The following is a 22,154-nucleotide window of genomic DNA, read 5'->3' as shown; positions in this document are numbered from 1 at the left end:
TGTCCGGCGCCCTCTGACCCTGACTGTAAAGAAAGTGACGGCACACAGTGAGCGAGACGAAGCTCCGCGACTACCTCAACAGGGTGACGACCGATCTGCACCGCACCCGCCAGCGCCTTCGGGAGGTGGAGGCGAAGCAGCGTGAGCCCATCGCGATCGTCGCGATGAGCTGCCGCTTCCCCGGCGGGGTCAGCTCTCCCGAGGAGCTGTGGCGCATGGTCGCCGACGGCGCCGACGGACTCTCACCGTTCCCGAAGGACCGCGGCTGGCACGAGGAGGTGTACAACCCGGACCCCGACAGTCAGGGCACGAGCTATGTGAACGAGGGCGGGTTCCTGCACGACGCCGCCCAGTTCGACCCCGTGTTCTTCGGCATCTCCCCGCGTGAGGCGCTGGCGATGGACCCCCAGCAGCGGCTGCTGCTCGAGGTGTCCTGGGAGGCCCTGGAGCGGGCGGGCATCGACCCGCTGTCCGTCAAGGGCACCACCGGCGGCGTGTTCATGGGCGCCGCCTTCCAGGGGTACGGCGCGGCCGGCCCGATCGAGGCCGAAGAGGTCGAAGGCCATCTGATGACGGGGCAGACCCCCGCCGTCACCTCCGGCCGGATCTCCTACGTCCTCGGCCTCGAAGGCCCCGCGGTGACGGTGGACACGGCGTGTTCCTCGTCCCTGGTGACGCTGCATCTGGCCGCGCAGGCGCTGCGCCAGGGCGAGTGCGACTTCGCCCTGGCCGGCGGCATCACCGTGATGGCGGGCCCCGGAACGTTCACCGAGTTCAGCCGTCAGCGGGGACTCGCCTCCGACGGCCGCTGCAAGCCCTTCGCGGCGGCCGCGGACGGCACCAACTGGTCCGAGGGCGTCGGTGTGCTGCTCGTGGAGCGGCTGTCCGACGCCCGCCGCCACGGCCACCCCGTGCTGGCGGTGGTGCGCGGCTCCGCGGTGAACCAGGACGGAGCCAGCAACGGCCTGACGGCCCCCAACGGCCCGTCGCAGCGCAGGGTGATCCGCCAGGCGCTCGACAACGCGGGACTCACCCCGGACGACGTCGATGTGGTGGAGGCGCACGGCACGGGCACGTCGCTGGGCGACCCGATCGAGGCGCAGGCGCTGATCGCGTCCTACGGCCAGGACCGGCCGGAGGGCCGGCCGCTGTGGCTGGGATCCATCAAGTCCAACATCGGCCATGCGCAGGCGGCGGCGGGTGTCGCGGGGATCATCAAGATGGTGATGGCCATCCGGCACGGCGTCCTGCCGAAGACGCTGCACGTCGATGAGCCGACCCCGCATGTGGACTGGTCGGCGGGGGCCGTTGAGCTGCTGACCGAGGCACGGCCCTGGCCGGAGATCGACCGCCCCCGCCGGGCGGCCATCTCCTCCTTCGCGATCAGCGGCACCAACGCGCACACCATCATCGAGCAGGACCTCGAAGCCGAGGAGCCGGAGCAGGCCGGTGCCGAGGCCGAGGCCCCCGCCCCGGTCGCCGCCCCCGTCGTGCCCTGGCTGGTCTCCGGCAAGGGCGAGGCCGCGCTGCGGGCGCAGGCCGAGCGGCTGCACGCCCGTCTGACGGCCCAGGGCTCCGCCCAGGACGACGAACTCGCGGTGGCGTCGGTGGCGGACATCGGCTACTCCCTGGCCGTGTCCCGGTCGGCGTTCGAGCACCGCGCGGCGGTGATCGGCGACGACCGCGAGAGCCTTCTGCGGGGCCTGCTGGCCGTGGCTCAGGGCGAGGCGACCCCGGGCGTGGTCAGGGGGCAGGCGGCGAAGGGACGCAGGACCGCCTTCGTGTTCCCGGGGCAGGGCGCCCAGTGGGCGGGGATGGCGGTGGGGCTGCTGGACTCCTCGCCGGTGTTCGCCGAGGCGGTGGCCGAGTGCGAGGCGGCCCTGTCGGCTCATGTGGACTGGTCGCTGACCGAGGTGCTGCGCGGTGCCGAGGGCGCTCCCGGCTATGACCGGGTGGATGTCGTTCAGCCGGTGCTGTTCGCGGTGATGGTGTCGCTGGCGAAGCTGTGGCGTTCGGTGGGTGTCGAGCCGGATGCGGTGATGGGTCACAGCCAGGGTGAGATCGCGGCGGCGTGTGTGGCGGGTGCGCTGTCGCTGGAGGACGCGGCCAAGGTGGTGGCGCTGCGGTCGCAGGCCATCGCCGCCGGTCTTGCGGGTCGTGGTGGCATGGTGTCGGTCGGGCTGCCGGTCGACCAGGTCAAGGAGCGCATCGCCGCCTGGGACGGTGCGATCTCGGTCGCCGCGGTCAACGGCCCCGGTTCCGTCGTGGTCTCGGGTGACCCGGGTGCGCTGGACGCGATGGTGGCCCAGCTGGAGGGCGAGGAGATCCGGGTCCGCCGGGTTCCGGTGGACTACGCCTCGCACTCCGCCCACGTGGAGGGGATCCGCGAGGAGCTGCTGAAGGCCCTGGTGGACATCGAGCCGCGTTCCTCGGAGGTGCCGTTCTATTCGACGGTCTCCGGTGAAGTGGTGGACACCGCCGGTCTGGACGCGGAGTACTGGTACCGGAACCTGCGGCAGACCGTAGAGCTGGAGGCCACCACCCGCACCCTGCTGAAGGACGGCCTCACGGTGCTCGTCGAGGTGAGCCCGCATCCGGTGCTCACCCTTCCCGTGCAGCAGACGGTGGAGGCCGCCGAGGCGCGGGCGGTCGTCGTGGGCACGCTGCGGCGCGACGAGGGCGGCCCGGAGCGGTTCCTGACCTCGGCCGCCGAGCTTCACATCAGCGGGGTCGGCGTCGACTGGCGGAAGGTGTTCCAGGGGCGTGGCGCCCGCCGGGTGGAGCTGCCCACCTACGCCTTCCAGCGCCAGCGCTACTGGCTCGACGCGACGGCGGCCGTCGGCGACGCGGGCTCGGTGGGCCTCGGACCGGTGTGGCACCCCCTGCTGGGTGCCGTGGTCTCGCTGGCCGGTGGCGGCGGGGTGCTGCTCAGCGGGCGGTTGTCGATGGCCACGCACGCCTGGCTCGCCGACCACACGGTGGAAGGCGTGGCGCTGGTGCCCGGTACGGCCTTCATGGAGATGGCCGTACAGGCGGGGGACCAGGTGGGGTGTGCCCGGGTCGAGGAGCTGGTGCTCGAGGCGCCCCTGGTGGTGCCCGAGCGCGGCGGGGTGCAGATCCAGGTCGAGGTGGGGGACGTCGACATCGCGGGCCACCGCGAGGTGAGCGTCTACTCGCGGATCGAGTCCGACGAGGACCGGGCCGACCTCGGGAATCCATGGGTACGGCACGCACACGGTGTGCTCACCCCGCCCGGCCCGGCGGCCTCCTTCGACTTCAAGAAGTGGCCGCCCTCCGGGTCCAAGCCCGTCGACATCTCCGGCGGATACGAGCACGCCGCCGAGCACGGGCTGCGCTACGGCCCCGCGTTCCAGGGGCTGCGGCGTGCCTGGCGGCGCGGCGACGCGGTGTTCGCCGATGTGGAACTGCCCGAGGAGCAGCTCGGCACCGCGAAGTACTTCGGTCTGCACCCGGCCCTGTTCGACGCGGCCCTCCACGCGATCGGCGTGAGCAAGTCGATGCGCGGAGGCGATGACGCGCCGAGCGCGGGCACTCTGCTGCCGTTCTCCTGGCGGGGCTTCTCCCTCGAAGCCGTCGGCGCGGGAGCCCTCCGGGTCCGGATGGTCCCGGACGGGCGGCAGGCGGTGTCCCTGGCGATAGCCGACACCTCGGGCCGCCCGGTGGCCTCGGTCGACTCCCTCGTCCTGCGGCCGATTCAGGCCCAGGCGTTGCGGAACGCGGGCCGGACGAACGGTGACGCGCTGTTCCGCATGGAGTGGACGGCGGACGCGGTCAAACCCACCGAGAGCGTGGCGCCGGGCTGGTCGGCGGTGCTGGGCGACGACCTCCTCGGCGTGGGCGCCGCGCTGGAGATGTCGGGCGTCACCGTCGATGTGTACACGGACCCGGTGGCGCTCGGCGACGCCGTGTCGTCGGGCACGCTCATGCCCGGCATGGTGGTGCTGCCGGTGGTCCCGGGCGGCGCGGCCGTGGTGGACGAGGTGCATACGCGGGTCGCCGAGGCGCTGGAGACCGTCCAGTCGTGGCTGGCGGACGAGCGGTTCGCGGCGACCCGGCTGGTGCTGGTGACGCGTGGCGCCGTGGACACCGGTGACGGTGTGACGGATCTGGCGGGCGCGGCCGTATGGGGACTGGTGCGCTCGGCGCAGTCGGAGAACCCGGGCCGGGTGGTGCTGGTCGACACCGACGACGTCGAGAAGTCGGCGGGGCTTCTCGCGGGCGTGGCGGCCTCCGGTGAGGAGCAGGTGGTGGTGCGCTCCGGTGAGGTCCGCGTGCCGCGCCTGGCCCGGTCGCTGCCCTCCGGCGACGCGGCCGAGGTGGCGACGTTCGGCTCCGGCGCGGTGCTGGTGACGGGTGGCATGGGCGTGCTGGGCGGTCTGGTGGCCCGGCATCTGGTGACCCGGCACGGCGTCGGGAAGCTGGTGCTGCTGTCCCGCCGTGGCGCGGACGCGGACGGCGCGGCCGAGTTGCGGGCCGAACTGGAGGCCGCGGGCGCCGAGGTGATGATCGCGGCGTGTGACGCCTCGGACCGTGAGGCGCTCGCCGCGGTGCTGTCGGGGCTGCCCGGGGAGTTCGCGCTGAGCGCCGTGGTGCACGCGACCGGGGTGCTGGACGACGGGCTGTTCGCGTCCATGACGCGCGAGCGGGTCGAGCCGGTGCTGCGGGCGAAGGTGGACGCCGCGTGGAATCTGCACGAGCTGACCGCGGGGATGGACCTGTCGGCCTTCGTGCTCTTCTCGTCGGCCGCCGGGGTGTTCGGCTCGGCCGGACAGAGCAACTACGCCGCGGCGAACGTGTTCCTGGACGGCCTCGCGTCATGGCGGCGGGCTCAGGGGCTGCCGGGTGTCTCGCTGGCGTGGGGCCTGTGGGAACAGGCCAGCGGCATGACCGGCCACCTCGGGCAGGGGGATCTGCGCCGGGTGTCGCGTTCGGGTCTGGTGCCGCTCTCCTCCAAGGAGGGCCTGGAGCTGTTCGACGAGGGCGTCACCTCCGGCCCGGCCGTGGTGATCCCCACCCGGCTGGACCTGGGTGCGCTGCGCGCCCAGGGCGCCGCGATGCCCGCCGTGTTCCGTGCCATCGTCCCGGAGTCCGCCGTCCGGCGTACGGCCCGGGCGGTCGAGTCCGAGGCCGGCGACCAGCCCACCCAGCTGCGGCAGCAGCTGGCCGGACTGTCGAAGGCCGAGACCGAGGAGGCGCTGCTCGAACTGGTGCGTACCCTCGCCGCCGCGGTGCTCGGGTTCGCGTCGCCCGATGACGTCGACACCGGCCACGAGTTCATGGAGATGGGCTTCAACTCCCTCACGGCGGTGGAGTTCCGCAACCAGCTCGCCGCGGTCACCGGCCTCCGGCTGAACACCACGGTGGTCTTCGACCACCCGAGCCCCCTGGAGCTGGTGTCCTATCTGCGGCCCCGGCTCGCGGCCGAGATCGCGTCCGCACCGGCCGGTGGCCAGGTCCGGGAGCCGTCGGCCCCGGCCGCGGCTCCGGCCGCCGCACCCGCGCCCGAGGCCGTGTCCCCGGCGCCGCAGGCGGACGCGCCCGACACCCTCGGCTCCCTGTTCCGGCAGGCGGCGGAGCAGGGCAAGACCAAGATCGGCATGGATCTGCTGGTGAACGCGGCACGGCTGCGTCCGACCTTCGAGGACCCGGCCGACTTCGAGGGGAACATCAGGCCCGTGCGGCTCTCCCGGGGTGCCGAGCGCCCCCGGCTGATGTGCTTCTCGTCGTATATGGCGCTGGGCGGTGTCCACCAGTACGCCCAGCTCGCCGCCCCGTTCCGGGGCAGCCGGGACGTCGCGGCCCTTCCCGCCGTGGGGTTCGTCCAGGGCGAGAGCCTTCCGGCCACCCCGGAGGCGTTCTTCCGCTTCCAGGCGCGGGTCGTCTCCGAGTACGCCGACGGCGCTCCGGTCGTCCTCCTCGGCTCCTCGGCCGGCGGGATGATCGCCCACTCGGTGGCCGCCGCCCTGGAGAGCGAGGGCACACCGCCCGCGGGCGTCGTCCTGCTGGACACCTACCTTCCGTACAGCGCGAGCATCGGCCAGTTCGAGAACGCCATGCTGGACGAGATGTACGAGCGGGAGGCCCTCGTCTCCATGGAGGGTGTCCGGATGTCCGCCATGGGTTGGTATCTGCATCTGTTCGAGGGGTGGAAGCCGCCGGAGAGCTCGGTTCCCAGCCTGCTCGTCCGCGCGGCGGACCCGCTGGGGGAGGTTGACCCGGACGCGTCGGCCGCCGACTGGCAGTCGGACTGGCCCGCCGACTCCGCCGTCGATGTGCCCGGAAACCACTTCACGATGATGGAGAAGCAGGCGGGCACCACCGCACAGGCCATCGAGGACTGGTTGGCCGACCTCTAGCGACCACGCGCCCGCCCGCACCGATGACCGCGGGCGGGCGCCCACGCCGAAGCCGCGGCCGGCGCGGCACCCACAGCTTTGACGCAGGGTCTTTCCACAAGGCAGGAGTTAGGTGAGCACCATGTTGAACGGGTCCAGCGACTCGGGTGAGTCGATCGCGCAGTCCGGACCGGACCGTGACGAGGGTCCGGGCGAACTGCCCTCCCTCGGTCCGGACTTCAGGGACCTGCCGGACCTCGAACAGCGCAGGGTCCTGTTCGACCTGGTACGCGCACATGTCGCCGCGGCGCTGCGGTCCGAGTCACCGCGCACCCTCGACGCCGGGAGTTCCTTCCTCGACCTGGGTCTCGACTCGCTCGCGGCGGTCAATCTGCACCGCGGACTGGTCGCCGCCACCGGGCTCACCCTGGAGGTGTCGCTCGCCTACGACTACCCGACCCCCAGCGAACTGGTGGACCACCTCCACCGGCAGATCGTGCCCGTGGCCACGGACGAGGCCGCCCCCGCGCGGGCCGTCGTGGGCTCGGACGACCCCATCGCGATCGTCGGGATGAGCTGCCGTTTCCCCGGTGGCGTCAACAGCCCCGAGGACCTGTGGAAGGTCGTCTCCGAGGGCGTGGACGCCATCACGCCGTTCCCCACCGACCGCGGCTGGGACCTGGAGGCGCTCTACAGCCCGGACCCGGACCGGCCCGGCACCAGCTACGCGACCGAGGGCGGGTTCATCCACGACGCGCCCGAGTTCGACGCCGAGTTCTTCGGCATATCGCCGCGTGAGGCGCTGGCCATGGACCCGCAGCAGCGGCTGCTGCTGGAGACGAGCTGGGAGGTCTTCGAGCGGGCCGGTATCGACGTCACCAAGTTGCGGGGCAGCAGGACCGCCGTCTTCACCGGTGCGGAGCACCACGACTACGGACCCCACCTCCAGAGCACCAAGAGTGGCCTGGAGGGCTACGCGCTGACCGGTATCGCGGGCAGCGTCGCCTCCGGGCGCATCTCCTACACCTTCGGCTTCGAGGGTCCGGCGTGGACCGTGGACACCGCGTGCTCCTCGTCGCTGGTCTCCCTGCACCAGGCGGCCCACTCGCTGCGCCAGGGGGAGTGCGACCTGGCGCTCGCCACCGGTGTCGCCACGATGCCGACCCCGGGTGACTTCATCCTCTTCAGCCGCCAGCGCGGACTCTCCTCCAACGGCCGCTGCAAGGCGTTCGGCGCCGAGGCCGACGGCACATCGTGGGCCGAGGGCGTCGGCGTCCTCCTGGTGGAGCGGCTCTCGGACGCCCGGCGCAACGGCCACGAGGTGCTGGCCATCGTGCGCGGCTCCGCCGTCAACCAGGACGGCGCCAGCAACGGTCTGACGGCCCCCAACGGCCGCTCCCAGCAGCGCGTCATCCGGCAGGCGCTGGCCAACGCCGAGCTGACCGCGGACCAGGTCGACGTGGTCGAGGCACACGGCACCGGAACCTCGCTCGGCGACCCCATCGAGGCACAGGCGCTGCTCGCCACCTACGGCGAGAACCGCCCGGAGGGACAGCCGGTGTGGCTGGGGTCCCTCAAGTCGAACATCGGCCACACCCAGGCGGCGGCCGGTGCGGGTGCCGTCATCAAGATGGTGATGGCCATGCGCCACGGCATCCTGCCCAAGACCCTGCACGTGGAGGTGCCGACCCCGCATGTGGACTGGTCGACGGGCGGCCTGGCGCTGCTCGCCGAGCAGCGCCCCTGGCCGGAGACGGGGCGGCCGCGCCGCGCAGGTGTCTCCTCGTTCGGTATGAGCGGCACCAACGCGCACGCCATCATCGAGCAGGCGCCGCCGGAGGAGCGCCTCCCCGCCACGGACGCCGACGCCGACGAGGAGACCGCGTCCCAGCCCGTGTCATGGCTGGTGTCCGCCAGGAGCGAGGAGGCGCTGCGGGCGCAGGCCGCGCGGCTGCGCGAACACGTGGTGCGCGACCGTGACCTGCGGCCGGTCGACATCGGCTGGTCGTCCGCCATGACACGTGCCGCGCTCGAACAGCGCGGCGTGGTGGTGGCGTCCGACCGTGAGGGCCTGCTGCGCGGACTCGCGGCGCTCGCCGAGGACACCGACGCACCGGGCCTGGTGCGCGGCAGGTCCACGGCGCAGCGGCTGGCGTTCCTGTTCACCGGCCAGGGCGCCCAGCGGTTGGGCATGGGCCGGGAGCTCTACGAGACCTACCCGCTGTTCGCCGATGTGTTCGACGAGGCGTGCGACTATCTGGAGGTCCGGCTCGGCACCTCCGTGCTCGACGTGGTCTTCGGCCCCGAGAACGGCGCTGACGGCGAGGCCGCCGATGACACGGCCGGTGACGAGCTCAACCAGACGATGTTCACCCAGGCCGGGCTGTTCGCCTTCGAGGTGGCCCTGTTCCGCCTGCTGGAGTCCTGGGGTGTGCGCCCCGACTTCCTGATGGGGCATTCGGTGGGCGAGATCGCGGCGGCACACGTCGCCGGGGTGCTGTCCCTGGAGGACGCGTGCGCCCTGGTGGCGGCCCGCGGGCGGCTGATGCAGGAACTGCCCGAGGGCGGCGCCATGGTGGCCGTCCAGGCGTCGGAGCAGGAGGTGGCCGAGAGCCTGGAGGGCCGTGAGGCCCAGGTGTCGCTGGCCGCGCTCAACGGCCCCACCTCGGTGGTGCTCTCCGGCGACGAGGACGCGGTGCTCGAACTCGCCGGCCACTGGGAGGCCCGGGGCCGCAAGACCAAGCGGCTGCGGGTGAGCCACGCGTTCCACTCCCCCCGGATGGACGCCATGCTGGAGGAGTTCGGCCAGATCGCCGCCTGCCTGTCGTACTCGGCCCCGGCGATCCCGGTCATCTCCAACGTCACCGGCGATGTCGCCGGCGCCGAACTGGCCACCCCGGAGTACTGGGTCCGCCATGTGCGGGAGGCGGTCCGCTTCGACGACGGTATGCGCCGCCTCGCCGACCAGGGCGTCACGACCTGTGTGGAGCTCGGCCCCGACGCCGTGCTGACCGCGATGGGCCAGGACTGCCTGGACGCCGTGGGCGCCGACGCGGCCTTCGTGCCCATGGCCCGCTCCGGGCGCGCCGAGGCGCAGACGCTGGCGGAGGCCGTCGCCACCCTGTACGTGAACGGCGTCGGCGTGGACTGGGACGCGGTGTACGCCGGGCGCGGCGCACGCCGGGTCTCCCTGCCGACCTACGCCTTCCAGCACAAGCGGTACTGGCTCGAGTCGGGCGGCGCCGTGACCGGCGACGCCCGGAGCGTGGGGCTCGGCAGGGTGGACCACCCCCTGCTCGGCGGCCTCACCGAGCTGGCCGAGGGCGACCGCACGGTGCTGACCGGGCGCCTCTCGCTCCAGACCCACCCGTGGCTCGCCGACCACGCCGTGGCCGGTGGAGTGCTCTTCCCCGGCACCGGATTCGTGGAGCTGGGTCTGCTCGCGGGCATCGAGACCGGGGCGGGACGCCTCGGTGAACTCACCCTGGAGACCCCGCTCCTCCTGCCGGAGCAGGGCGGGGTCCGCGTCCAGCTGGTGGTCGGCCCCGCGGACGAGTCCGGGGTACGGCCCCTCGGCGTGTACTCGCGCTCGGACAGCGACGAGCCGGGGGAGGAGTGGGTGCGGCACGCCCAGGGCGTCCTCGAGGCGGACAGCGGCACCGCCGTCACCGACAGTCTGCTCCAGTGGCCCGTGCCGGGCGCCGAGCAGGTGCCGATGGAGGGCTTCTACGAGGGCCTCGCCCAGGTCGGTTACGGCTATGGGCCGGTCTTCCAGGGGCTGGAGTCGGTCTGGCGGCTGGACGGCGACGTCTTCGCCGAGGTGGCGCTGCCGGACTCGGCGGCCCAGGAGGCCGGACGGTTCGGTCTGCACCCGGCCCTGCTCGACGCCGCCCTGCACGCCATGGAGATGGGCGACTTCGGCGGCGAGAGCGGTCGGGTCACGCTGCCGTTCTCCTTCACCGGGGTGACCCTGCACGCGGTGGGCGCCGGACGGGTGCGGGTGCGGCTGCGCCCGCAGGGCAAGGACACGGTCGCGCTGCTGGTGACCGACGCCACGGGGGCGCCCGTCGCCTCGGTGGAGTCGCTGGTGGTGCGGGAGGTGGCGCCGGAGCGGTTCGCGTCCGGGCCGCGCTCCACCGGCGGCGACGGAACGCTCTTCCGGGCCAACTGGGATGTGCTCGCCGCCGCCCGCGGCGGCGACCGGACCGCGGACGGTGTGTCCACGGCGGTGGTCGGCGCCGACCGGGCGCGGGTGGGCGAACTGCTCGCCGCATCCGGCGTCGAGTACGCCGAGTACACCGGAGTGGACGCGCTCGTCACCGCCCTCGACGGGGGCGCCGCGGTGCCCGACGTGGTCTGGGCCTGGTGCGGCGCCGAGCCCGCCGGGCCGGACGCAGGGGACATCGCCGAGGCCACCCGCAAGGCCACCCACCGGGCGCTGGCCCTGGTGCAGTCCTGGCTCGCCGAGGACCGGTTCGACGGATCCCGGCTGGTCGTGGTGACCCGCGACGCGGTCGCCGCGGGACCGGGCGAGGGCGTCGCCGGACTGTCCAACGCCGCCGTGTGGGGACTGGTGCGCTCGGCGGCCACCGAGAACCCGGGCCGGCTCCTGCTGGTGGACCTCGACCGCCACGCCGAATCGGCCACCGCGGCCGCCGGTGTGGTGACGGCCGCGATGGCGGTGGGCGAGCGCGAGGTGGCGGTCCGCACGGGCCAGGGGCTGGTTCCCCGGCTCGCCAGGAACGCCTCCGGGCGGGTGCTCGAAGCCCCCGCGGGCACCTCGGCGTGGAAGCTGGGCACCACGGGCGGCGGCACCCTGGACAACCTCTCGCTGCTGCCCGACCCGGCGGCGGAGGCGCCGCTGGCCCCCGGGTACGTCCGGATCGCGATGCGCGCCGCCGGTCTGAACTTCCGTGACGCGCTGATCGCCATCGGCATGTACCCCGAGGACGACGCCACGATGGGCGGCGAGGGCGCCGGTGTGGTCCTGGAGGTCGGCCCCGGAGTCACCGACCTGGCCCCCGGGGACCGGGTGATGGGCATGATCAACGCATCGTTCGGGCCCATCGCGATCGCCGACCGCCGGCAGATCGTCCCCATGCCGCGCGGCTGGACGTTCGCGCAGGGCGCGTCGGTGCCGGTGGTCTTCCTGACGGCCTACATCGGCCTGGTGGAGATCGGCAAGCTCCGGGCGGGCGAGTCCATCCTGGTGCACACCGCCACCGGCGGTGTGGGCATGGCGGCCGTGCAACTCGCGCGCCACCTCGGCGCCGAGGTGTACGCCACGGCCAGCCCCGGCAAGTGGGACACCCTGCGGGCGATGGGATTCGACGAGGAGCACTTCGCCTCGTCGCGTGACCTGGAGTTCGAGCGCCGCTTCATGGACGCCACCGAAGGCCGGGGCATGGACATGGTGCTGGACTCGCTCGCCCGCGAGTTCGTCGACGCCTCCCTGCGGCTGCTGCCCAGGGGCGGGCGGTTCCTGGAGATGGGCAAGCTGGACGTACGTGACCCCGATGTCGTGGCCGCGGACCACCCCGGGGTGAAGTACACGGCGTACGACCTGGTCGTCGCCGACTACGACTGGGTCCAGCGGATGCTCGTCGAGCTCGTCGAGCTCTTCGACAGCGGCGCGCTGAACCCCCTTCCGCTGACGGCGTGGGACGTGCGCAGGGCCCCGGACGCGGTACGGCACATCAGCCAGGCCCGCCACATCGGCAAGAACGTGTTCACCATGCGGCGCGCCCTGGACCCCGAGGGCTCGGTGCTGGTGACCGGTGGCACCGGTGGCCTGGGCAGCGAGGTGGCGCGCCATCTGGTGGCCGAGTACGGAGTGCGCCACCTGGTGCTGGTCTCCCGGCGCGGGCCGGACGCGGAGGGCGCGGCCGACCTCGAGGCCGAACTGGCCGAGGCGGGCGCGTCGGTGACGCTGGCGGCCTGCGATGTGGCCGACCGCGCCTCGCTCGAGCGGGTGCTGTCCGCAGTGCCCGCGGAACACCCGCTGACCGCGGTCGTGCACGCGGCGGGCGTACTCGACGACGGTGTCATCGACACCCTGTCGCCTAAGCGGATCGACGCGGTCTTCGAGCCGAAGGTCGACGCGGCGTGGAACCTGCACGAGCTGACCCGGACCCTGGACCTGGCGGAGTTCGTGATGTTCTCGTCCGTCGCCGGTGTGTTCGGCAGCCCGGGGCAGGGCAACTACGCCGCGGCCAACTCCTTCCTGGACGCGCTCGCCGCACACCGGCGCGCCCTCGGTCTCCCCGCCGTATCGCTGGCCTGGGGTCCGTGGGAGCAGGGCGGTGGCATGACCGGCACGCTCAGCCAGGCGGACATGGTGCGCATGGCGCGTGAGGGCATGGCGGCCCTGTCCATGGCCGGCGGTCTGCGTCTGCTGGACGCCGGCCGGACGAGCGAGGACGCCCTGCTCGTGCCGATGCGGCTGGAGACCTCGGCGCTCAGCGGCCAGACCGATATCCCCACCCTGCTGCGCGGGGTGGTCCGGGTGCGGAGCAAGGCGGCGTCCGACGGCAAGGCGGCCGCTCCGGAGTCGGCCAAGGTGAAGCTGGCCGGTCTGTCCGGAGCCGAACTCGACCGTGCGCTGCTCGACCTGGTGCGCGGCAGTGCGGCGATGGTGCTGGGGCACAGCGGCGCCCAGTCCATCGAGCCCGACCGCTCCTTCCAGAACCTGGGCTTCGACTCACTGGCGGGTGTGGAGTTCCGCAACCGGCTCAACTCGGCCACCGGGCTGCGCCTTCCGTCCACGCTCATCTTCGACAACCCCACGCCCGCGGCGCTCGCCGAGTATCTGCGCGGCCGGGTGGCGACGGACGGCCCGGCCGAGCCGGACGTCGATCCGGAAGAGGCCAGGGTCCGCGCCCTGCTGGCGTCGATTCCGCTGGAGCGGCTGCGTCGCGCGGGTCTGCTGGACACGCTCACCGAGCTCGCCGGTGGCAAGGACCAGGCCGAGCCGGACGCCGAGGAGAAGGAGACCGACTCCATCGACGCGATGGACGACGACGACCTGATCGACATGATGCTCGAGGATCTCGACTCCTGATGACCGCCGAGTCCCCCCGGAGACCTCCGGGGGGACTCGCACTCCGCGGCTCGGACCACCGCGTCACCGCCCCCGAACGTTCCCCCGGCGTCGCGGGCGTCACCCCAAGAGTCTTCAAGAAGCAGAAAGGCACAGTGAAACCCGATGACCGCAAAGCTCTTCGCGACGGAAGCGGTACAAACGCTTCCCGAGTTCGAGCAGCGGGCCCTGGCCATCGCCGACGCGCTCCGTGAGCGTGGCGTCAGCGACGGCACCCGGGTCATGCTGAAGGCGGGAAATTCCGCCGGCTACGTCGGGGCCCTGCTCGCCCTGATGCACGCCGGCGCGTCGATCGTCATGGTCGACCACCAGGAGCGGGCGGAGGCGACCCAGCGCATCTGCGACCGGGCCGGCGTCAAGATCTGTGTGGTCGACGACGACACCCCGATGCCCGAGAACGGCCCGGCCCGGGTGACCGTGTACGAGCTGCTCGTGGCGTCCATGGAGCAGTCGCCCGCCGAGCGGCGGCTGTCCCTGGACACCTGGCGCGCGCTGCCCGACGGCCTGATCATGTGGTCCTCCGGGTCCACCGGGGAGCCCAAGGGCGTCGTCAAGACCGGGGCGAAGTTCCTGAAGAACCTGGAGCGCAACGCCCAGCAGGTGGGCCACCGCCCCGATGACGTCCTGCTGCCGCTGCTGCCCTTCTCCCACCAGTACGGGCTGTCGATGGTGCTCATCGCCTGGCTGGTCAAGTGCTCGCTGATCATTGCGCCCTACCGGCGGCTGGACCGGGCGATGACCATGGCGGGCACCTGCGGGGCGACGGTGGTCGACGCCACCCCGGCCAGCTACCGCAGCATGCTCAACATGATGGGCCGCAAGCCCGCGCTGGCGGAGGAGCTGTCCGGTGTCCGCATGTTCTGTAGCGGGGCGGCCCCGCTGGACCCCGGCCTGGTCGGCGACTACGTCAAGAAGTTCGGGCTGCCCCTGCTGGACAGCTACGGCAGCACCGAGGCCGGAAACGTGTCCTTCGCGACCGAGGACAACGTCGTGGCCTGCGGACGGGCCGTCCAGGGCCTGAAGCTGCGGATCGTGGGCGAGGAGGGCGGCGTCCTGCCCTCGGGCGAGGTCGGCGAGATCCAGGTCCACTCGCCCGACCTGATGGAGGGCTACCTGGCGGAGGACGGCACGGTGGCCCCCGTCGACCCGGACAAGACCGACTGGTACCCCACCGGCGACTTCGGCTATCTCGACGGCGGGGACAACCTCTTCGTCCTCGGCCGGAAGTCCGCGGTGCACCGCAACGGCCACACGCTCTACCCCGAGATCATCGAGCACAAGCTGGCCGCGGGCGGCTGTCTGGCCAAGGTCGTCCCCGTCCCCGATGAGCAGCGCGGCTGTCAGCTGGTGTTCTTCGTGGAGGACGAGCAGCAGCGGGAGCCGCGGGCCTGGCGGGAGCCGATCACCTCCCTGCTCCCCGACTTCGAGCACCCCAACCGCATCCACGTCCTGGAGCGATTCCCCCTGAACCGCAACGGCAAGCCCGACAAGCGACAGCTCGAGCAACTGGCTCTCGACCTGGCCCCCGGAGCGAAGGCATGACAGAGCCGCAGACACCCGAGCCGCAGACCCCGGAGCCGCAGAACCCGGAGCCGCTGACAACGGATGCGGAGACGGGCCGCACGGCGGTCGTCTTCCCCGGAATGGGGCCCTTCCGCTTCACCGATGTGGGCGAGTTCCTGCTGACCAACCCCCATGCCCGGCGGCGGCTCGCGATCGCCGACGAGGTGGTGGGCTACTCCGTGTTCGACCGGTACCGCCAGTCGGACGCGGAGGAGGAGGCGCAGTACGCCGAGCACACCCAGATCGCCTTCCTGACGATCTGTCTCTCGCTCGCCGACTGGGCCGAGGAGACGCTGGGCGTGCGGCCCGAGCTGTGCGCCGGACCGAGCTTCGGCCAGCGGGCCGCGGTGACCTACGCGGGCTCCCTGCCCTTCGAGGAGACCGTGCGGCTCACCGCCGAGCTGGCGCGCTGCGAGGAGGAGTACTTCCGCCAGGAGCACCGCGAGGCGGTGACCCACTGTGTGATCCACACCCCCGAGGAGCGGCTGCGCGAGGCGCTGGCCGAACTGGACGACGCCGGGGAGTGGCACGACATCTCCGGCTACATCGACCAGGGCTTCTATCTGGTGTCACTGCGCGAGCCCGTGCTCGACCGGTTCAAGAAGCGGATCGGCGAGCTCGGCGGATACAACATGTACACCATGTGGCCGCCCGTGCACGCCCCCGCGTTCGGCGCCCTGCGCCGCAAGGCGGAGGAAGAGGTCCTCGGCGGCTTCGAGGTGGCCGACCCCAAGCTCCCGGTCGTCGCCGACCAGAGCGGGGAGCTGCTGACCGACGCGGCCGGTGTGCGCACCATGCTGCTCGACACCTTCAACCGCCCGATCCGCTGGCCGGACATGGTGGCGACGATGCGGGAGCAGGGCATCACCAAGGTCTGCATCGCGGGTCCGGACAACCTCTTCGGCCGGGTGACCAGCACCGGGGAGAACTTCGAGGTCGTGGCCATCGACGCCCGTAAGGCGATGCGCCCGCGCGTCCGCCAGCGGAGTGCCCGCCGGGCGAGGCGGTGACCGCCGTTCCACCACGCCGGCCACGGTCCGAGCCCGATCATCGTCCGCCCGCCTGATGGAGGCGCTGCCCCCGGGCAGCGCCCCCGGTGAAATTGACTGATCGATCTAGAGCCGGCTCCGGCCCGGTGGTGGTGCTGCTCCACGGTGTGCCCAAGACCGGCTAGCACTGGCGGCATCTGGTCCCGAAGCTGACCGCGCGGTACACGGTCGTCGTGCCCGACCTCCGTGGTCCGGGCGATTCCGCCCATCCCGCGGATGGGTTCGACGTGGCGACGATGGGCGATGACATCGCCGCACTGATGGCCCACCTCGGACATGGGTCCTGTGAGCTGAGCCCGGGGCCCGCTCCCCACCTCGGCGCTCTCTTGCGGTTACTCAGGAGCTGTAGGAGAGTCACCGTATGGGGACCAAGCAGTACACCGGCGCGCCCGAAGACGCCGACCTGATGCGCGCGGACTCGCTGGCGCGGGAGATCTTCTCGGACATCGCCAACAAGTGGGCGTTCCTGATCATCGAGTTCCTCGGCGAACGCACCCTGCGCTTCAGCGAGTTGCGCAACGAGGTCGAGGGCATCAGCCACAAGATGCTCACCCAGAACCTGCGCATGCTGGAGCGCAACGGGCTGGTCGAGCGGACGGTGCACCCCACCGTGCCGCCGCGGGTCGAGTACACCCTCACCGAGCCGGGCCAGGCCCTGCGGGCGACGGTCGACGGCATGTGCGGCTGGACCCATAAGTACCTCGGCCGGATCGAGGACTCCCGCCGCCGCTTCGGCGCCTGAACGGGACGGACACCGGCCGCGCGGTGGCCCCGGCCTTCATGGGGCCACTGCACGGCCACGCTCAGTCGAGGACCGCGGTGGCCTCGATCTCGACCAGATGCTCGGGTACGTCCAGCGCCGCGACGCCCAGCAGCGTGCCCGGCGGCACCGGGGTGACCCCCAGCTTCGCGGCCGCCCGGGCGGCCCCCTCCAGGAACAGGGGCATCTTCTCGGGGGTCCAGTCGACGACGTAGACGGTCAGCTTCACCACATCGTCGAAGGAGCCGCCGACCCCGGCCAGGGCGGTGCCGACGTTGAGGTAGCACTGCTCGACCTGAGCGGCGAGGTCGCCTTCGCCGACCGTGACCCCCTCGGCGTCCCAGGCGACCTGCCCGGCCATATGGACCAGCCTCGACCCGGTCGCGATCGACACCTGCCGGTACGCCTCGACCTCCGGCAATCCGCTGGGGTTGACCAGGGTGATGGCCATGCTGTCCGCCTTCCCGTCATGGGAGCCCATGGGCCCGCTGTCGCGGAACCCCTGAGCGCTCTCTCGTGGTTACTCGGAAACCGTAAGAGAGTGGCCGCTGACATGGAAGAACGCACTTTTCGGTGACTGAGTCACCTTATGGTGACCGCCTGGGCCGGGGTCCTCGCGTATCGATTCCGGATACGGCCGGGCTTCCGGCCTTGTCATGTACGGGCTACAGTGCTGGACGTCGTGGGAGCGCTCCCAAGCTCCCGATCCTCATCTTCATCCTCAGCCGAAGGATCGCCATGACCCCCACCCCATATCGCGCTCTGGCCGCCGCCGCGGTGGCCGTGGCGCTGGCGCTGACCGCGCCGGCCGCGCCACGGGCCTCGGCACAGCCGGCGGCCTGTGCCGCCAATGGCTTCTGCGAGGACTTCGAGTCCCAGACCGGGACCACCCCCGCCGGGCGCTGGACCACGGCCGTGGCCAACTGCTCGGGCACCGGCACCGCCACCGTGGACACCACCACGGCTCACGGCGGCAGCAGGTCGGTGCGGGTCACCGGCAAGGCGGGGTACTGCAACCACGCCTTCGCGGGCACCTCGCTGTCCGATGTGCCGTCCGGCGGCGACCTCTACGCCCGCCTCTGGGTCCGCCACACCACCGCGCTGCCCGCCCAGCACGTCACGTTCGCCGCCCTGCGCGACGCCAATGACAACGGGCGGGACCTGCGTATGGGCGGGCAGAACAAGGCACTTCAGTGGAACCGGGAGTCGGACGACGCCACTCTGCCCGCGCAGAGCCCGGCGGGCGTCGCGCTCAGCACCCCGCTGCCCGTCAACACCTGGACCTGTCTGGAGTTCCGCCTCGACCGCACCGCGGGCCGCCTGGACACCTGGGTGAACGGCGGGCTCGTCACCGGTCTGGTGGTCGACGGCACCCCGACCCAGGACGTCGACCAGCAGTGGCTGAACCGGGGCGGGTGGCGGCCCGCCCCGGGCGATCTGCGACTGGGCTGGGAGAGCTACGGCGAGGGCGACGACACCCTGTGGTACGACGACGTGGCCGTCGGCACCTCCCGTATCGGCTGCTGAGCGCCGGATACCGGAGGGAGGTTCAGGGGTTCAGGGGGAAGCTGACCGACCGGGACTTCTTCCACTCCTCGTGCTCCAGGTCCTTGGCCTCGGTGCCGTCCCCGTACAGGTCGGCCGAACCGCTGTCGGTGATCACCTGGGCCCGGGCGCCGGGCGCCGTGAGGTCGGGCACGTCCACCACGGTCTCCCAGCCGCCCGGGTCGGCCGTCGGCAGGTCGAGCCGCTTGACCGGCTGGTGTCCGGCGACGCCGTCCCAGGAGTAGAGCGCGTACGGGGCGCTGTTGTCCTCGGCCGCCCAGGAGCCGGCCACGATCAGGTACTGGCCCTTGTCGTTGCGGCGGATGTCGCGGACGCTCAGACCGCCGAGGTCGAGGGTGATCGGGTCGCCGAAGGTGGCGTGGGTGTCCTTGCCACCGCCGGACCGGGCCAGCTCGTCGGCATTGGTGACCGGGACCAGCAGCGCCTTGCCGCCCTCGGCCGGCGGCACCAGCGGCGCCCGGAAGCCGAGGTACGCGGTGGAGCCGGAGCCGGGCGCGAACTCCAGGCCCTCGACGTTGAATCCGTCGATCTGCTTGGGCACTTGGCCGTCCGCGGTGCCTTTGGCGAAGCCGAGCCGGTCCCCGTTGGCCTTGTCCCAGGCCACCAGGTCCTCGCGCAGACCCTGGTAGGAGCCGTCGACCTCGAGCTCGGTGTCGGCGCCCGAACCGGAGACGGTGGTGGTGAAGAGGGTGAAGCGGTCCTCCTTCGGCTCACCGTCCTTGTTGTTGCCCAGCGAACCGGTCCAGTAGATGGTGTCGCCGACGCGGGCCGCGGCCTCGATGTCGATCTCCTTGTCGACGTCGAGGTCGGAGCTGACGTCCCAGGTGCGCACCGGCGCGCCGGACGCGTCGCGCCGGTACAGGCGCAGGACGTTGGACTCGTCGTCGGCGACGACCATATAGCCGCCGCCGACGTCCACGGCGGCGGAGGAGTCGCTCGAGCCGGTCGGGTAGCGGGTGTCGGCGGCGTCCCGGACGGCGCCGGAGGCCGCGTAGTGCAGGGTGGTGGTGGCGCTCTTGCCGCCCAGGCCGGTCACCTCGAGGGTGAGATCGGTGTAGCCCTTGCCGCGCGCCCGTACGGTCACCTCGCGGGTGGCGCCGGTGCCCGTCACCGAGACATCGCCGGTCCGGGCGACCGAGCCGCGGGTGGTGGCGGTCGCGGACACGGTGAGCGCGCCCGCGTCGGCGCCGCTCTGGCCGACCTTCACGGTCACGGTCGGGTCGCCGGTGGCGCCCACGGCGCCGGACAGGTACGCGTCGGAGAGCTTGATGGTCGGCGTGCCGTAACCCGCGCTCCCGGCCATCGCGGTGGCCGGAAGGGCCGAGAGCGCCGCGGCGCCGGCCACCACCGCCAGCGCGGCGTGGCGGACCCGGCGGACACGGCGCGGGGGAGCGGCATGGAACGGGACCATCGTGAGTACCCTTCGTCGGCTGCGGGGCCGGTCGGCGGACCGGCACACCGCCCTGACGATGAATCATCTATATGACGTGGGCATGAACAATCTGCGAACGTGGTTCAAGCCCCGCCCGCGGGGCCGCCGTTGTCAGCAGACTCCGTCGCCCGGCTTGGGGTTCCCGAGTCCGAAGAGCGGCCGCAGCTTCAGCCCGGCCCAGGTGCCCAGGAGGGCGAAGGCGCCCCAGATCCAGCCGTGCAGGCTGCCGGAGGCGATCCCCGCGAGGTAGGCGCCGATGTTGCAGCCGCCCGCCAGCCGGGCGCCGATGCCCATCAGCACACCGCCGAGCACCGCCGCGGTCGCCGTTCGCCACGGCACACCGCGGTGCAGGGTCCAGGTGCCGCCGAGCGCCGCGGCGACCGCCGCGCCGATCATGATGCCGATGTCGGTGAGGCTGGTCTTGTCGGTGAGCACGGGCCCCGCGAGCATCTCCTTGTTCCCGGGCTGCTGCCACCAGCTCCAGCTCTCCGGATGGCCGCCGAGCGCCCGTACCAGCTCCGCACCCCACAGGCTGAAGGCGCTGGTGACGCCCCATGCGCCACCGGAGACGGCCAGCACACCGGCGCCCAGTACGGCCAGCGCCAGCGCGCCGACCGCCAGCGGCCAGGAGCCGCGCAGGATTCGGGCGGCGGACTTGCGCGCGGAGGGCACCGCATCGATCGGCGGCGGGTTGCGGCGGGCCTGGACGCGTCGGCTGACCAGGGCGATGGCGGCGAGCACCAGGATCGTCACCGCCCAGGACCCGAACCAGCCGATGTGGTCCGCCATGACGACCGGATCCAGCGCGGGCAGGTCCTTCCACAGGTCGAACTGCCAGGCGGCGAGGGTCGCTCCGGCGATGAAGCCGCCCAGCGTGAGCACGATCGAGGTCTGGCCCGAGCCGACCGCGAAGAGGGTGCCGGAGGCGCAGGCCCCACCGAGCTGCATGCCGACGGCGAAGACGAACGAGCCGATCAGCAGCCCGAGCCCCAGCGGTCCGGCCGAGGGCGCCGGCACGGATCCGAACAGTCCGGTCCCGGTGCCGATGAGCAGGGCGAACAGCGTGGCCGTGGTGCCGAGCAGCAGGGCGTGGGCGCGCAGTCCGGTGCCGTTGCCGACGGCCACCAGCTGCCGCCAGGCGGAGGTGAAGCCGAAGCGGGAGTGGAAGAGAGCGACGCCGAGCCCGAGGCCGAGCAACAGCAGAACGCCGGCCTTGGCCCCATGGGCGGACCATACGTACGCGGTCAGCGCGGCGGCGAGCAGCCCGGATACGGCGAGCGGCCCCCGGCGCACCGGTGGCGCGGCGGGTGCGTCCGGCCGGGGGACGGAGGTGGGTGAGGGGGACAGCAGTGCGGAGGTCTTCGCTGCCCCGGCGGGCGTGGCGGTGGTCACGTGCGGACTCCGGAGACGTTCGAGGGGATGTCACTGGGCGGAAGGGCCCGGCCGGGCGGCGCGGCGCTACGGCGGGCGGCGCGCGGTGGGGAAACCGGCCGGTTCCGGCTCAGCGGCGACAGAGGCCGTCGTCGACGCACCACGCCGAGCTCGCGAACAGCGCGAGACAGAGCAGATGGGCGGGTGCGGACATGCACCCCAGGATATGGTCCGGATTTCAAAAACCGGACCCCGGTCTCACCATGTGATCTGTGGGGTCAGCCACAGGCCGAACCCGAGGGCGTTCCCCGGGCGCCCGGGGCGTCTCAGCGCGGCCGCAGGCCGTTGAGCAGGGTGTTCACGGTGCCGGTCACGAGCTCGTCGAGCGGGCGGTCCCCGTGCACTCCGGTGGCCACGAGCACGGTGAGTCCCCGCAGGAGCGCCAGCAGGGTCATGTCGACCCGGCCGGTGGTGTCGGGGTCGATGTCGCCGCGCGCCCGCGCCTCGGCCAGGAGGCGCAGCGGCGCGGCGAACGCCCTGTCGTTGGCCGCCGTGAGGCGCTCGTCGCGCGGGACGTCCTTGGGGTGGTGCATCAGGCCCAGCAGCGCGCGGTTCTCGACACCGAACTCGACATAGGCCCGCGCGAAGAGCGCCAGCCCTTCGGCGATGCCGCCCCCGGCTCCCGCCAGGGCCGCGTCCAGCCTGCGGCCCAGGCGTTCGTAGCCCTCTTCGGCGAGGGCGTCCAACAGGGCCTGCTTATCCGCGAAATGGCGGCGGGGCGCGGCATTGCTGACCCCCGCCTCGCGGGCGAGCTCCCGGAGGGAGAGGCCGTCGACGCCGCGTTCGGCCAGGGTGCGCTCGGCCTGCCGCAGCAGGGCGTTGCGCAGATCTCCGTGGTGGTAGGGGCGTGGCTGGGCCATGGGGGCACCCTATCCGAATGTATCCATTGACAACAATG

9 protein-coding genes and 2 pseudogenes are annotated in these 22,154 nt (G+C 72.4%); 7 read left to right on the top strand and 4 right to left on the bottom strand.

Annotated elements, in window-relative coordinates:
- Nucleotides 1–47: 47 nt before the first annotated feature.
- The 6 genes and pseudogenes from AB0E24_RS16905 to AB0E24_RS16880 all read left to right on the top strand — a co-directional run.
- Nucleotides 48–6,377, top strand: a pseudogene (locus tag AB0E24_RS16905) (type I polyketide synthase); the annotation flags it as partial.
- Nucleotides 6,378–6,489: 112 nt separating this feature from the next.
- On the top strand, nucleotides 6,490–13,416 hold the full coding sequence (locus AB0E24_RS16900; protein ID WP_435865291.1) for an SDR family NAD(P)-dependent oxidoreductase: 6,927 nt from the start codon (nucleotides 6,490–6,492) through the stop codon (nucleotides 13,414–13,416).
- Nucleotides 13,417–13,560: 144 nt separating this feature from the next.
- Nucleotides 13,561–14,997, top strand: a complete 1,437-nt coding sequence (locus AB0E24_RS16895) for a class I adenylate-forming enzyme family protein (protein WP_069872905.1) — start codon at nucleotides 13,561–13,563, stop codon at nucleotides 14,995–14,997.
- Complete coding sequence (locus tag AB0E24_RS16890) at nucleotides 14,994–16,028, top strand: ACP S-malonyltransferase (protein ID WP_359377749.1); 1,035 nt, start codon at nucleotides 14,994–14,996, stop codon at nucleotides 16,026–16,028. The genes AB0E24_RS16895 and AB0E24_RS16890 overlap by 4 nt, the downstream gene beginning before the upstream one ends.
- A 110-nt stretch (nucleotides 16,029–16,138) precedes the next feature.
- Nucleotides 16,139–16,351: pseudogene (locus AB0E24_RS16885) on the top strand (alpha/beta fold hydrolase); the annotation flags it as partial.
- 77 nt (nucleotides 16,352–16,428) lie between these two features.
- Nucleotides 16,429–16,809, top strand: a complete 381-nt coding sequence (locus AB0E24_RS16880) for a winged helix-turn-helix transcriptional regulator (protein ID WP_069872910.1) — start codon at nucleotides 16,429–16,431, stop codon at nucleotides 16,807–16,809.
- A 61-nt stretch (nucleotides 16,810–16,870) separates the two neighbouring features.
- Here AB0E24_RS16880 and AB0E24_RS16875 read toward each other — a convergent pair whose 3' ends face one another.
- Nucleotides 16,871–17,278 carry a RidA family protein gene (locus tag AB0E24_RS16875; protein WP_099017251.1) on the bottom strand — a complete coding sequence of 136 codons (408 nt, stop codon included), beginning with the start codon at nucleotides 17,276–17,278 and terminating at the stop codon, nucleotides 16,871–16,873.
- Nucleotides 17,279–17,565: 287 nt separating this feature from the next.
- Here AB0E24_RS16875 and AB0E24_RS16870 point away from each other — a divergent pair, with 287 nt between their 5' ends.
- Nucleotides 17,566–18,354, top strand: a complete 789-nt coding sequence (locus AB0E24_RS16870; protein ID WP_359377745.1) for a hydrolase — start codon at nucleotides 17,566–17,568, stop codon at nucleotides 18,352–18,354.
- A 22-nt stretch (nucleotides 18,355–18,376) separates the two neighbouring features.
- Here AB0E24_RS16870 and AB0E24_RS16865 read toward each other — a convergent pair whose 3' ends face one another.
- From AB0E24_RS16865 to AB0E24_RS16855, 3 genes are all read right to left on the bottom strand, one after another.
- On the bottom strand, nucleotides 18,377–19,804 hold the full coding sequence (locus AB0E24_RS16865; RefSeq protein ID WP_359377742.1) for a DUF3616 domain-containing protein: 1,428 nt from the start codon (nucleotides 19,802–19,804) through the stop codon (nucleotides 18,377–18,379).
- 132 nt (nucleotides 19,805–19,936) lie between these two features.
- Nucleotides 19,937–21,217, bottom strand: coding sequence for a YeeE/YedE family protein (locus AB0E24_RS16860; RefSeq protein ID WP_359377740.1), 1,281 nt, complete (start codon nucleotides 21,215–21,217; stop codon nucleotides 19,937–19,939).
- 305 nt (nucleotides 21,218–21,522) lie between these two features.
- A complete protein-coding gene (locus tag AB0E24_RS16855) occupies nucleotides 21,523–22,116 on the bottom strand; it encodes a TetR/AcrR family transcriptional regulator (protein ID WP_069872918.1) in 594 nt (197 codons plus the stop codon).
- Nucleotides 22,117–22,154: the final 38 nt, after the last annotated feature.

The sequence above is a fragment of the Streptomyces malaysiensis subsp. malaysiensis genome, from assembly GCF_040653035.1.
Taxonomy (GTDB): Bacteria; Actinomycetota; Actinomycetes; order Streptomycetales; family Streptomycetaceae; genus Streptomyces; species Streptomyces malaysiensis.
The sequence above is the reverse complement of the archived record's forward strand: the minus strand, read 5'-3'. Positions and strand labels throughout refer to the sequence as shown.